We start from the raw sequence: 13,181 nt of genomic DNA on the forward strand, positions 1-13,181 counted from the left end.
GCGAGCTTGCTCGCGAAGCCTTCGCGAGCAAGCTCGCTCCCACAGTTGTTCTAGTCCAGTGTTACAGCGACGACCAAAGCGAATCGAATTCCTGCTCTGCCTTGGGCTGGTCGCTGCCGGTTTCCTTGGGTGCTTCGAAGGTTTCGTATTCGAACTGGTTGTAGCTGCCGCTGCTGGCGCGTCGGTTGTTGAGGACGCCGCGGCGCTCTTCACCGCCAATGTTGATCATCACGCTGTTGCCTTCCTGGAAAGGCAGGCGCGGGGCGAGGATTGTCGCGGGCTGTTCAATGGCTCGCACTTCCGGTAGCAGCAACGAACGCATGTAAGGGCTGTTCTGTCCGGGTCTGATCATCTGCAGGCCGCAGGGTTGCGCGAATGGCGCTATCAACTCGATCCCCATCTGCGTGCCGCCGCTGCGCACTTGTCGCACCCAGCGCACAACCGCAATGCTCCAGCCCTGACAAGCGTCATCCTGAATACCGACCAGTTCGCCGGCCTGCAATTGCGGCGGCACTTCCTTGGGCCATGCCAGGCAATAGCCGCCGGGGCTGTGATTGACAATATGCAGGTCGTAGGTCGCAAAGGTCTGCTGGGCATTGGACGCCGCTTCGCCACCTTCGGCCTCGGTTTGCTGGTACTGGATTTCTTCGAAGGGCAGCAGCACCTCCGAAGTGTTGCCGCGCTGGGTATCGAACGCGCTGGCCCAGGGATCGTCCGGCTTGTCACCGACCAGTTCCATCTTGAATTGCGCGGCCTTGCTGATGACCGGCAATTGCAGCATTTCACTGAATGATCGTTGGCCGCCGAGGTAATAGTGCAGCGCGCTCATGCCGATGCACAGGTTCAGCGTGCCCTGGCCCGGCGTGCGCTGAAACGTGCGCTCGGCCACATCACCCCAGGCCGCCGCGAGATGCTGCAACAGATCGGTGGTGACGCCATGGGGAATCAGCAACGGCAATTGCGCGCGCAGTTCAGCAGGTGTTTCCAGATAGCGATTGATCATCGCCGCCAGCGCCTGGGTGTGCATGCCCACCAGCTGCGGGATCTGTTGTTCGGTGAACAGCGAGGTATAGAGCGGCGGCTTGTCCTGGTCGGGCGCGAGTGCGAACAGGCTGTTGTCGTCGGCCGGAAGTTGCAGGCGGACCAGCGAACTCCACGAATCCAGGACCTCGGCGAGACGACCGATATTGAGCTGACGCATCTGGTTGCAGCGTGAGCAACCCATCAACAAGGCGACGACGTAGGTCTGTTCGACGGTCAGGGTCTTGACGTTGTGAGCCAGCTCATCGTTCACCGCGACCAGATGCAACTGGTGCTGGCGAGCGATCTGATAAATCTTGTGCATCTCCAGCCACAGACCTTCCTGGACCGGGCAGTACAACTGGTTGGCGCGAATCAACGGACCGTTAAGGCAATGCAGCGCCCGTTGCAACGCGGTGCTCAGCAGCGAGATGCGGTCTTTGGTCAGGCGCGCGGCCACGCGGTGGATGATCAGCTTGTAGCCCACGGCGAGGTGGTTTTGCAGAGCCTGGCAAAGATTGGCGACCTTGCGCGGGCGCTCGTCGAGAACGATGGCCTGATTGAGGAAGTGCCGCTCCAGGTGCTTGCAGACGAAGTACACCTCGGGGCGCAACAGCTCAAGCATTTGCAGGCGATTGTCGCTGGGGGTGAGTAACTGATTGAGTTCGCTGAGCCCCTGATAGAGCTGGCGCGCCATCTCGCCCAGGTTGGCTTTGGGCAGGGTCGAGATCCAGCGTTTCAGGTCGCGAGGGTTTGTTTCACAGAATGTCAGGCTCGACTGCGTCGGCGTGGGCACACGCAACAACACGGGAAGGCTTGAAATACTCATGTGACAGGCAAACTCCAACTGCTTACTGGCCCGAACGGCTGCATTCGATTCACGCGTTAATAGCATCTACTCGTTGAAAGTCATGCAATCTGCGTCAACAAAAAGCGAAGTTTCCTACAGCGCCGATGCCGTGACTTTAACAGCATCGGCCTGTGGTCGCAGCCCGTGTTGTACAAATGCGAGGGACGGCAGTGTCGCTTCCATTCGCCACTGTTCAACACCGGCTGCGCTTTTTACTCAGAGTTCTACAGGCGTGGCCAGCATCTCACCCATTTTGACGGGTGAACCCGCTGCCAGTTCCTCAGCCCATTTAATCTGGTTGGGTCCGAACAGAACGATGGCGGTGGAGCCCAGTTTGAAGCGGCCCAGTTCGGCACCTTTCTCCAGATGGATCGGCGCCCGGGCGGCTTCGTCGTAGCGGACGGTTTTCAGCTCGCGTTTAGGCGGAGTGACCAGCCCGGCCCAGACGGTTTCGATGGATGCCACGATCATCGCGCCGACCAGTACGACGGCCATCGGACCGCGCTCGGTGTCGAACAGGCAGACCACGCGCTCGTTGCGGGCGAACAGTTCCGGCACGTTCTCGGCGGTGGTCTGGTTGACCGAAAAAATCCGCCCCGGCACATAAACCATCTCGCGCAGGGTGCCTGCCAACGGCATGTGGACCCGGTGATAGTCCTTGGGCGACAGGTAAACCGTCGCGAACTCGCCGCCCATGAACGGCGCTGACAGGCTGGCGTCGCCACCCAGCAGTTCAAGCACGCTGAAACTGTGGCCCTTGGCCTGGAAGATACGGCCGTGATCAATCGGGCCTAGCTGGCTGATCGCGCCATCGGCCGGGCAGAGAATCGCGCCCGGCGTGACGTCCAGCGGGCGGGCGTCGGGTTTCAATGCGCGGGTAAAGAACGCGTTGAAGTGCTCATAAGCGGTGAGGTCTTCCACCAGCGCCAGGGACATATCCACCTGATAACGACGGGCGAACCATGCGGTGAAGGCGTTCTTGAACCAGCGCACCCGGCATTCGGCAACGCAGCCAGCCAAACGCGACAGCAAGTGATGCGGCAATAAATACTGGCTGAAGATAAACAGACGCTTTTTCATCAAAATTCCTAAAACGATAAAGGTGTGCTGAACGTGATTTTACGAGTCGGCCCGCTGTCAGCGTTCGACCGGTGTGTCCGGGTGGTTGCCCCATTCGCCCCAGGAGCCGGCATAGCCTTTGACTCGCGGGTAGCCCAGCGCCTTGGCCACCAGATAGGTGAAACCGGAGCGATGGTGGGTCTGACAATGGGTGATCACTTCCTTGTCGGCGGTGATGCCCAGGCTGTCGAGGATGACGGCGATGTCTTTGCGAATGCGCAGATTGCGCGCCGGATCCATGCCTGCGGTCCATTCAAAGTTGACTGCGCCGGGGATGTGCCCGGCTTTGGCGGCCAGGACTTTTTCCCCTGAGTATTCCGTAGGGCCGCGAGCATCCCAGATCGCTAGATCCGCAGCGCCAAGGCGGCTTTGCAAGTATTCGCGGGTGGCGGTGGGTTCGCTGTGCAGCGTCAACGGCACCGGCTGACCGGCCGCTGGCGGGACGTCGGTGGAGAGCTGCAGGCCTTCAGCCTGCCAGGCAAGCAATCCGCCATCCACATAGTGATACTGATGGTGGCCGATAACATCCAGTAACCAAATAAATCGCCCGGCCCAACCGCCGCCTTCGTCGTCATAGACCACGTAGACCGCGTTCGGGTTATGGCCCAACTCGCCAAACAGCGCTTCGAGTTGCGCTTGCGCCGGCAACAGGCCAGGGGCAGGAGGCTGGCCCAGTTGCGTGCGCTTGGGATCGACAAAGCGTGCGCCAGGGATGTGTCCGGCGTCATATCGGGCGCTGCTGGTCAGATCCACCAGAATCAGCTCCGGCGCGTCCAGGCGTGCCAGCAGGTCGCTGGGTTCGATGACCAGCGGCAGGCTAGAGAAGACGGACATGTGCAGCCTCCAATATCGGAAAAAGAGGCGAATTGTAGCCCAGCTGTCAGGCTTTGCGACCACTAAAGCTGGTCATCGCCCGCTCGATGCACTGACAGGTTTTTCCGAAAGCTTGTACGGATATCTCCGAAAGCGGCCCGCCGCCCTGGTCGGCGAACACCAGCATCACCACTTTGCCATTGCTGCTCAGGGAGCGAATCAACCAATGCTGGCCCTTGAACAGGCCTCGGATGCTGCCCGGCAGCAACGCTGAGAACTGATCGATGTTGGCGGGCGTCATGCGCAGTTGAGTCGGTTGCGCGAGCAAACGCTGCAACACCGTGCTTTCTTTTATGTACAGCACGGTTTCTGCGGCTTCCCTCTGCAAGCCTCCGATCTGGTGTACCCGCAGCATGGTTGCCGTCTTGTCCGTCATCATCAGCATGACCCGCTGCATGCCGCAGGACAGCAAGGCGTCACGCGAAGAGGTGGTCAAGTGCATGGCGTTATTGAACGGGCTCGGGTCAATCAACAACTCGGCACAGTGTTTGCGCCAGTCTTGCAGGGCTTCGGCAGAAGGTGGCGGGGCGGGCAGCATGCCGCGATGGACCCGGCGCGCGTCCCGCGGCCAGAGCAGCGCTTCGGCTGGATGCCATATTCCCGCAGCAGCATGATGTCGGGCGCTGCTGGCGGCGTTCTGGTGCACCTGTTGTTGCACGGCATCCAGCGGTTGTTGCAGATACAGGCTGGTCAGCAGCTCCCAGCGCAGGCAATGCGGGCTGTCCCAGGCTTGCTGGGCCGCGAGCGCCAGACCGTTGCCCAGTAACACCGTATTGGCTGGCTGATTCAACCAGCGATGCAAATGAGGATCGGCGTCCATCAGTTGTTGCTGGAGCAGCGGGTCGTCATTGTTGCGGGCGATGCGCATGGCTTTCACCAGTTGGCGCCGATCGCTGATCAGCAGGCGATAACCCAGTGTCACCCACAGCGGCAGGTGCCAAAGCTCGGCCATGGCGACGCATAGCTCCAGCAGGCTGACGCCAAACAATTGCTTTTCAATGATGCGAGAAGACTCGCCTTGATGGATGACGCGCATTTCCCACTCATCGAGCAGCTTGGGATACGTCAGCGCCATCGGCCACAAAGGCGAGAGAAACAGCAGGCTGCCCAGGTGAATATCCTGCCAGAGCCGCGCCAGACGCCCGGCGAACAGACCGCTGGCCTGCTGCGTAGCGTGTTGGCTGACCAGCAGCAGTTGGCGAAACGCAGCGGGAATTTCATCTGCTTCCAGCGTCGGCAGGCGATTGAGCAGCACTTCCGTGCGCGCAAGGCCGAGGCGATTGATTGCCACCTCAAGACTTTCTGCCGGCTCAGCCAGTTTGTTGGTGTGGTGATTGGCCTCGCGCATGACGCTGAGCACCAACGCCGGGCTGTCCTGAACCATGTCGGCGATATCACGCAGCGAACGACGGCTGTCGTTGAGCGCGGAACGGACGCGTTTGTGATTGGCCGCAGGCACTGGCAGCGCAACGCTGTCGAGCTGCTTGATCCAGGCGTCGAGGGTCTTGGGAACAGGGAGCGGTGTCGAGGTATCTGGAGGCATGCATCAGGCCTGTACGACTGGATATTTTAGGCAGTATTGACTGCGAAATTTCAGGGTAAGACATCAGTTCGCGGGCCGCCGTTCAAGGCTCGGCTGGCTTTTCCTCATAGTGGCCTATAGTCTGGCCCACATATGCCGATAAGTAGAAGAAGAGTTTCACGAACTTCCGCAACATGTCCCTGAATCCGACTTGGTAAGTAGTTCCTACCTATGGCTAAAATTATCGGCATCATTGTCGTTTTCGCGAGCGTGCTCGGCGGATACGTTCTCTCCCATGGCAAGATTGCAGCACTGATCCAGCCTTTCGAGGTCCTGATCATCGGTGGCGCTGCATTGGGCGCGTTCCTGCAAGCCAACCCCGGCTACATGACAATGCACGTGTTCAAGAAGTCGCTGAAAATGTTCAGCACGCGCTTCACTCACGCGTATTACCTTGAAGTCCTTGGTCTGGTGTACGAAATCCTCAACAAGAGCCGCCGCGAAGGCATGATGGCGATTGAGGGGGATATCGAGGATGCCGCGGCCAGCCCGATCTTCGCCAAATATCCGGGCGTGCTCAAAGACGAGCGGATGACAGCGTACATCTGTGATTACCTGCGCATCATGTCCTCGGGCAACATGGCTCCCCATGAGCTGGAAGGCCTGTTCGACATGGAACTGCAAAGCATCAAGGAAGAGCTCGGGCATCCATCCCACGCCATTACCGGTATTGCCGACGGTATGCCCGGTTTCGGTATCGTCGCGGCGGTACTCGGGATCGTGGTGACCATGGCTTCCCTGGGTGACGGCGACAAGGCCGCCATCGGTAACCACGTGGGCGCGGCACTGGTCGGTACGTTCTTCGGTATTCTCGCGGCCTACGGCTTTTTCGGCCCGCTGGCCACGTCCCTGGCCCACGATGCCAAGGAAGAGCTGAACGTCTACGAAGCCATCAAGGCATCGCTGGTGGCTTCGGCGTCCGGCATGCCGCCGTCGCTGGCCGTCGAGTTTGGTCGCAAAGTCCTGTATCCCGCGCATCGGCCCAGCTTCAGTGAGCTGGAGCAAGCGGTTCGCGGTCGCTAAGCCATGGAAAATAATCAGCCGATAATCATCAAGCGCGTCAAGCGCTATGAAGGCGGACACCACGGCGGGGCATGGAAAATCGCCTTCGCCGACTTTGCTACCGCGATGATGGCGTTCTTCCTGGTGCTGTGGCTGATGTCGTCGGCCACACCCGAGCAGTTGCTGGCCATTGCCGGTTACTTCAAGGACCCGGTGGGGTTTTCCGACAGCGGTTCGCCTTACGTGATCGATCTGGGCGGTTCGCCGGAGATGTCGCCGGACCAGACCCTGAACCCCGAGATCAAGTCCACGCCGACTCCGGACAATGTACCCATCGAGTCCGACTCGGCAGAAGCCAAGGCCGAAGCGGTCGAGCAGGAACGCCTGGAAATGCTTCTGCAAGAACTGCAGAACAAGATCAACGAAAACCCGGAACTGCAGAAATTCAAGGATCAGATCCATTTCGAGATTACGCAGGACGGCTTACGCATCCAGATTACGGATGCGGACAACCGGCCGATGTTCGACTCGGGCAGCGCGCGTCTCAAGCCGTATTTCGAAGACATACTGCTGGCAATGGCTGACACCATCAAAGCGGTGCCGAACAAGATCAGCATCAGCGGTCACACCGACGCCAAGCCTTTCGTGGGCAACGGCGATTACGGCAACTGGGAATTGTCGGCCAACCGTGCCAACGCGGCGCGTCGAGCGTTGATCGCGGGCACGTATCCGGAAAACCAGGTCGCCCGGGTCGTGGGTTATGCATCCTCTGCGTTGTATGACCGCGACCAGCCGTTCAATCCGGTGAACCGCCGGATCGATATCGTGGTGATGACCAAAAAGGCGCAGCAGCGTATCGAAGGCACGCACGGCGTAGGTGATGGCAATACCACTCCGAAACCGGCCGCGCCCGCAGCGCCGCCCGGAGCATCGAACAAGGCACCGCCCGATCCGCAGGCGTACGCCCAGCCTCATGAGCTTCGGCAGAAGCTGAATATCTTCGAGGATGGCACGCTGAAGATGGACGAGACGAAGAACTGATTGGCACTGTAGGACCGGCTTCAGCCGGGAGGGCTCGCGGCTAAAGCCCGCTCTTGCGGGGCGAGGTGGAACCGACGCCTTGCGGAGCTGGTCCCGCTCTGTAGGCGTCGCGGCTCCGGTATTACCCGATCAGTAACTGTTTTCCGGCAAGCTGGCGATGATCGAGCGATAGCTGTTCATGCGTTGCTGCTGCACGCGACCTTCTTCGAGGGCGATGATCAATGCGCAACCTGGCTCGCGATCGTGTTTGCAGTCGCGGAAGCGGCAGTGGCCGATCAGCTCGTGGAACTCGATAAAGCCCGCTTCCACATCGGCGCGGCTAACGTGACCGAGGCCAAATTCACGAATCCCCGGGGAGTCGATCAGTTCGCCGCCACCCGGGAAATGGAACAAGCGCGCCGTGGTGGTGGTGTGCGTGCCTTGGCCGGACCACTCGGACAACGGACCAACGCGAGTGTCGACTTCCGGCAGCAGGCTGTTGACCAGCGAAGACTTGCCGACGCCAGACTGGCCGACAAACACGCTGATATGCCCATCGAGCTGGGTTTGCAACTGTTGCATGCCATCGCCTTGATGCGCCGACACTTCCAGCACCGGATAGCCCAGCGTGCGGTAAACCGCCAGCAGTGCATTCAGTGCCGGAGCGTTCTGCTCGTCGATCAGATCGAATTTGTTCAGCAGCAACAGCGGACGAATCCCGGCGTGCTCGGCGGCGACCAGATAACGGTCGATCAGGTTCGCGTGGGGTTCAGGCGCTGGCGCAAACACAATCACGATCAGATCGACGTTGGCGGCAACCGGCTTGAGCTGCCCACGACTGTCCGGTCGACATAGCTCGGTGGTGCGCGGCAACTGGGCGACGATGACGCCGATGCCCTGATTGCCGGCGCGCCAGACGACGCGGTCACCGGTCACCAGTGCAGGCAGGTTGGCGCGCAAATGGCAGCGGAACACTTGACCGTTCAGATCGCCTTCTTGCGCTTCGACCTCGACCTGAATACCAAAGTGAGCGATCACGAGACCGGTCTGCTCGGGGCCAAGATCGCCGCCCTCAAGGGTTTCCAGCGTCAGTGACTCACGTTTGGCGACGCGGGCAGCGCGCTCGCCCTGGATCTTTTCGATGCGCCAGTTCTGACGACGATTGAGTTGGCGTTTGGCCATGGGTGTTCCGAGTAGATAAAGCAGCTGATTAGATAAAACGCGATGGAGTCTAGCATGCCGGGGTGAGCTAAACTGCGCGCCTACGCTGAGGAGTCGACATATGCAAAACAAGCAGAACCTGATCTGGATCGATCTGGAAATGACCGGTCTGGACCCAGACACTGACGTCATCATTGAAATGGCCACCATCATCACCGACAGCCAGCTCAATACCTTGGCTGAAGGCCCGGTCATCGCCATCCATCAGAGCGACGAGACGCTGGCCAAAATGGACGAGTGGAACACCCGTCAGCACGGCGGTTCGGGCCTGACTCAGCGGGTTCGCGAAAGCACCATCAGCATGGCCGAAGCCGAAGCCGAGACGCTTGAGTTCATCAAGCTCTGGGTGCCGGAGCGCAGCTCGCCGATCTGTGGCAACAGCATTTGCCAGGATCGCCGCTTCCTGTATCGCCACATGTCGGCCCTGGAAAATTACTTCCACTACCGCAACCTTGATGTTTCGACCCTCAAGGAGCTGGCTGCGCGCTGGTCGCCTGAATTGAAATTCAAGAAAGGCAGCACACATCTGGCCCTGGACGACATTCGTGAGTCCATCGCCGAACTGCGCTTCTATCGCGAACATTTCATCAAGGCGTAACGCTATCGAGGGCAGCTCATTCGGCGCTGCCCTCTTTTGGTACACTGCGCGGCTTTGTCGCAAAGGACTGCCGCCATGTTGCTGATGCTCTATCTGATTGCCATTACTGCCGAGGCCATGACCGGCGCTCTTTCGGCGGGCCGACGTGGCATGGACTGGTTCGGCGTGGTGTTGATCGCTTGCGTGACGGCCTTGGGCGGTGGTTCGGTGCGCGACGTGCTGCTCGGGCACTATCCGCTGACCTGGGTGAAAAACCCGGAATACCTGATCCTGACCAGCGTCGCCGCCTTGCTGACGATTTTCATCGCGCCGCTGATGCGTCATTTGCGCTCGCTGTTTCTGGTGCTCGATGCGCTGGGCTTGGTAGCCTTCACTCTGATCTGCTGCATGACGGCACTGGAAGCCGGCAACGGCATGCTGGTCGCCTCGGTGTGCGGTGTGATTACCGGCGTGTTCGGCGGCATCCTGCGCGACATCTTCTGCAACGACATCCCGCTGGTGTTCCGTCGCGAGCTATACGCCAGCGTGTCTTTCCTGGCCGCGTGGTGCTTCCTGCTGTGCCTGCACTTCCAGTTGCCGTCCGATCAGAGCGTGCTGATCACCCTGTTTGGCGGCTTGCTGCTGCGGCTGCTGGCGATTCGCTTCAACTGGAACATGCCGAAGTTTGTCTATAAGGATGAGCATTAGGCACGCGCTACCACTTGTGGGAGCGAGCTTGCTCGCGAAGGTTGTCCATACGACACATCCTTATGTGTCTGATGAATTGTCTTCGCGAGCAAGCTCGCTCCCACGACATCAGCAACCATGCTGCCGCAGTGCCCACTCCACATGCTCGCGCACCAATTCCGACGGATAATCCCGGCGGGCTTCCAGTGCCTGCAATACCGGAATCGTTGATGGCGCGTTGCCCAGGCCGACCGCCAGATTGCGCAACCAGCGTTCATAACCCGCGCGCCGCAGTGGCGAGCCTTCGGTGCTGCTGAGGAATTTCTCTTCATCCCACATGAACAGCTCGGCCAGCCCGGCATTGTCCAGGTTGTGGCGGGGCTGAAAGTCGCTCTGGTCCGTAGGGCGGGCGAAGCGGTTCCACGGGCAGACGATCTGGCAGTCATCGCAGCCGAATACCCGATTACCGATCAGCGGCCGCAGTTCTTCCGGGATTGCCGTCTTCAATTCAATAGTCAGGTACGAAATACAGCGGCGGGCATCCAGCACGTAGGGGCCGACGAAAGCCGCGGTGGGGCAAATGTCCAGGCACGCCGTGCAGCGCCCGCAGTGTTCGGTTGCGTGAGGCGGATCAACCGGCAGCGGCAGATCGACAAACAGTTCGCTGAGGAAGAAAAAGCTGCCGGCCTTGCGATTCAGCACCAAGGTGTTTTTGCCGATCCAGCCCAGCCCGGCCTGTTCGGCAATGGCTTTTTCCAGGACCGGCGCGCTGTCGACGAACGCACGAAAGCCAAACGGGCCGATGTCCTGCTGAATGCGTTCGGCCAGTTGCTGCACGCGCTTGCGGATTAACTTGTGATAATCGCGCCCCAGCGCATAGCGCGACACGTAGGCCTTTTCCGGTTCTGCCAGGCGCTGGGTCATTTCGGTATCGCCGGGCAGATAATCCATGCGCAGGGAAACCACGCGCAGCGTTCCGGGCACCAACTCGTCCGGGTGCGAACGTTTGCTGCCATGCGCTGCCATATAGTCCATCTCGCCGTGATAGCCCGCGTCGAGCCAGCGTTGCAGATGCTGCTCGTGCTCGGCCAGGTCCAGCCCGGAGATGCCGACCTGCTGAAAACCCAGCTCGCGGCCCCACGCCTTGATCGACTGGGCAAGGGTGATCAAGTCGGCAGTGTTGAGTGGATCTACAGTAATAGCAGGCATGCGCAGAGAGAAACCGGGCGGAGGTGCGTATAATTCTGCCAGACATCGGAGCCCAGAGACGCATGGTCGACACTAAACCGCAATTACCCGACGCGCTGTATGACGCTGCACAGGTCCGTGACCTTGATGCCCGGCTGATTGCCGCCGGTACGCCGGGCATGGAATTGATGCAGCGCGCCGCCCACGCCACCTGGCCCGCGGTGCGTCGGCGCTGGCCGGATGCAGGCACATTGACTGTGCTGGCCGGGCGCGGCAACAACGCTGGCGACGGTTATCTGATTGCGTCATTGGCGCTCAAGGCCGGCTGGCAGGTTCAGGTGTTGGCGGTTGGCGATGCTGACGCGCTCGCTGGCGATGCCGCCGCAGCCCATGCTCAAGCGGTTTCTCAAGGCGTAAAAGTCGAACGATGGGCCGGACAACCGTTGACCGGCATCGTGCTGGATGCGCTGCTCGGCACCGGTTTGAGCGGCGACGTGCGTCAGCCCTATCTGGAAGCCATCGAAGCCATCAATGCCTGTAACGCGCCGGTTGCCGCTGTGGATATCCCTTCCGGGCTCAGCGCTGATACCGGACGAACCCTCGGCATTGCCGTGCGCGCCGACCTGACCGTGACCTTTATTGGCCTGAAGCTGGGGCTTTTTACCGGCGATGCAGCGGATCTGGTCGGCGAACTGGTGTTCGATGACTTGCAGGCCGATCCGGCTATCGTCTCGGAAACGCCGACCAGCGCCGTTCGTTTGAACAGCTCGAACCTGCCGCATCTCGCGCCACGTCCGCGCACTGCCCATAAAGGCCAGTACGGCCGGGTATTGGTGGTCGGTGGGGATCACGGTTTTGGCGGCGCGTCGTTATTGTCGGCAGAAAGCGCCCTGCGCAGTGGCGCGGGTATGGTCACTCTGGCGACCCGTGCCGAGCATGTTTCTGCTGCCCTGGCGCGCTTCCCCGAGGTCATGAGCGCGGCCATCAGTTCCGCCAATCAATTACGCGCCTTGATCGAGCCGGCCAGCGTGCTGGTGATTGGTCCTGGTCTGGGCAAGGCCAGTTGGGGGCGCAGTCTGCTGTCGGCGGCCGCCAGCGCGGATCTGCCACAAGTCTGGGATGCTGACGCCCTCAATCAATTGGCCGAAGGCCTGGCGAGCTTGCCGAAAGACAGCGTCATCACCCCGCATCCCGGCGAAGCCGCGCGATTGCTGGGCATCAGCACCAAGGATGTTCAGGCGGATCGCCCAGCCGCTGCGCGGGCGCTGGCAAAAAAATTCAATGCAGTGTGTGTCCTCAAAGGCACCGGCAGCCTGATCGCAGATGCCGATGGCGCGCTAGTCTTATGTGATCGCGGCCATCCCGCCATGGCGACTGGCGGGCTGGGTGACGTGCTGGCCGGACTGATCGGCGCGATGATGGCGCAAAAAATGAAACCGTTCGACGCGGCATGCCTTGGCGTTTGGCTGCACGCCAGTGCCGGCGAACAGCTCGGCAAGATCGGCCGTGGGCTGGCGGCCAGTGATGTCATCCCAGCCATTCGTCTGTTATTGGAGGAGCAACAACCGTGTCTGCACTAACGCTGAACGTCGCAGGCGAAGAGGCCATGACCGATCTCGGAACGCGCATTGCCAAGGTCACGCAAGGTGCCGGGCTGATCTTTCTTGAAGGTGATCTGGGCGCCGGCAAAACCACGCTGTCACGGGGCATTATCCGGGGACTGGGCCATGTGGGGGCGGTCAAGAGTCCGACCTTTACCCTGGTCGAACCCTATGAGATCGGCTCGATTCGCGCTTTCCATTTCGACCTCTACCGGCTGGTCGATCCAGAGGAGCTGGAGTACCTGGGGATCCGCGATTACTTCGAAGATGACCCCCTTTGTCTGATCGAGTGGCCCCAGCGTGGTGCAGGCTTTTTGCCAAAGCCTGACCTGACCATTACCATTGGCCCGCATGCGGAAGGTCGATCCCTGACTTTGAGCCCTGGTGGCTCGCGTGGCGAGACCTGGTGTGCCGCTTTGGCTTTGGAATTCAAATAGATAT

12 protein-coding genes are annotated in these 13,181 nt (G+C 60.4%); 6 read left to right on the forward strand and 6 right to left on the reverse strand.

Going from position 1 to position 13,181, the window contains the following annotated elements:
• Nucleotides 1–61 precede the first annotated feature (61 nt).
• The 4 genes from AABC73_RS03060 to AABC73_RS03075 all read right to left on the reverse strand — a co-directional run bounded on the left by AABC73_RS03060 (nucleotide 62) and on the right by AABC73_RS03075 (nucleotide 5,405).
• Nucleotides 62–1,849, reverse strand: a complete 1,788-nt coding sequence (locus AABC73_RS03060) for a molecular chaperone (RefSeq protein WP_341522413.1) — start codon at nucleotides 1,847–1,849, stop codon at nucleotides 62–64.
• Between the two features lie 237 nt (nucleotides 1,850–2,086).
• Nucleotides 2,087–2,956, reverse strand: coding sequence for an archaetidylserine decarboxylase (gene asd / locus AABC73_RS03065; RefSeq protein ID WP_341524166.1), 870 nt, complete (start codon nucleotides 2,954–2,956; stop codon nucleotides 2,087–2,089).
• 51 nt (nucleotides 2,957–3,007) lie between these two features.
• Entirely contained in the window at nucleotides 3,008–3,823 is an 816-nt protein-coding gene (gene rhdA, locus AABC73_RS03070) for a thiosulfate sulfurtransferase (RefSeq protein WP_341522414.1), read from the reverse strand.
• 46 nt (nucleotides 3,824–3,869) lie between these two features.
• Entirely contained in the window at nucleotides 3,870–5,405 is a 1,536-nt protein-coding gene (locus AABC73_RS03075; RefSeq protein ID WP_341522415.1) for an HDOD domain-containing protein, read from the reverse strand.
• A 210-nt stretch (nucleotides 5,406–5,615) separates the two neighbouring features.
• Between AABC73_RS03075 and motA the strand changes: the two genes are divergently transcribed.
• Nucleotides 5,616–6,467: a flagellar motor stator protein MotA gene (gene motA, locus AABC73_RS03080; RefSeq protein ID WP_020293643.1), complete on the forward strand. Its 852-nt coding sequence runs from the start codon at nucleotides 5,616–5,618 to the stop codon at nucleotides 6,465–6,467.
• A 3-nt stretch (nucleotides 6,468–6,470) separates the two neighbouring features.
• Nucleotides 6,471–7,487, forward strand: coding sequence for a flagellar motor protein MotB (gene motB / locus AABC73_RS03085; protein ID WP_341522416.1), 1,017 nt, complete (start codon nucleotides 6,471–6,473; stop codon nucleotides 7,485–7,487).
• A 129-nt stretch (nucleotides 7,488–7,616) separates the two neighbouring features.
• Here motB and rsgA read toward each other — a convergent pair whose 3' ends face one another.
• Nucleotides 7,617–8,648, reverse strand: coding sequence for a small ribosomal subunit biogenesis GTPase RsgA (rsgA, locus tag AABC73_RS03090; RefSeq protein WP_341522417.1), 1,032 nt, complete (start codon nucleotides 8,646–8,648; stop codon nucleotides 7,617–7,619).
• A gap of 100 nt (nucleotides 8,649–8,748) precedes the next feature.
• Between rsgA and orn the strand changes: the two genes are divergently transcribed.
• Together orn and AABC73_RS03100 are read left to right on the forward strand one after the other, a co-directional pair.
• Entirely contained in the window at nucleotides 8,749–9,285 is a 537-nt protein-coding gene (gene orn / locus AABC73_RS03095) for an oligoribonuclease (protein ID WP_331149704.1), read from the forward strand.
• Between the two features lie 75 nt (nucleotides 9,286–9,360).
• On the forward strand, nucleotides 9,361–9,972 hold the full coding sequence (locus tag AABC73_RS03100) for a trimeric intracellular cation channel family protein (protein ID WP_341522418.1): 612 nt from the start codon (nucleotides 9,361–9,363) through the stop codon (nucleotides 9,970–9,972).
• Nucleotides 9,973–10,080: 108 nt separating this feature from the next.
• Here the strand turns inward: AABC73_RS03100 and queG are convergent, their stop codons facing one another.
• Nucleotides 10,081–11,160 (reverse strand): tRNA epoxyqueuosine(34) reductase QueG, encoded by a 1,080-nt coding sequence (queG, locus tag AABC73_RS03105; protein ID WP_341522419.1) that lies wholly within the window; start codon nucleotides 11,158–11,160, stop codon nucleotides 10,081–10,083.
• A 62-nt stretch (nucleotides 11,161–11,222) separates the two neighbouring features.
• Between queG and AABC73_RS03110 the strand changes: the two genes are divergently transcribed.
• Nucleotides 11,223–12,719: an NAD(P)H-hydrate dehydratase gene (locus AABC73_RS03110; RefSeq protein ID WP_341522420.1), complete on the forward strand. Its 1,497-nt coding sequence runs from the start codon at nucleotides 11,223–11,225 to the stop codon at nucleotides 12,717–12,719.
• Complete coding sequence (gene tsaE, locus AABC73_RS03115) at nucleotides 12,707–13,177, forward strand: tRNA (adenosine(37)-N6)-threonylcarbamoyltransferase complex ATPase subunit type 1 TsaE (RefSeq protein ID WP_341522421.1); 471 nt, start codon at nucleotides 12,707–12,709, stop codon at nucleotides 13,175–13,177. The genes AABC73_RS03110 and tsaE overlap by 13 nt, the downstream gene beginning before the upstream one ends.
• The last annotated feature ends 4 nt before the right edge of the window (nucleotides 13,178–13,181 follow it).

The sequence above is a fragment of the Pseudomonas sp. G.S.17 genome (assembly GCF_038096165.1).
Taxonomy (GTDB): domain Bacteria; phylum Pseudomonadota; class Gammaproteobacteria; order Pseudomonadales; family Pseudomonadaceae; genus Aquipseudomonas.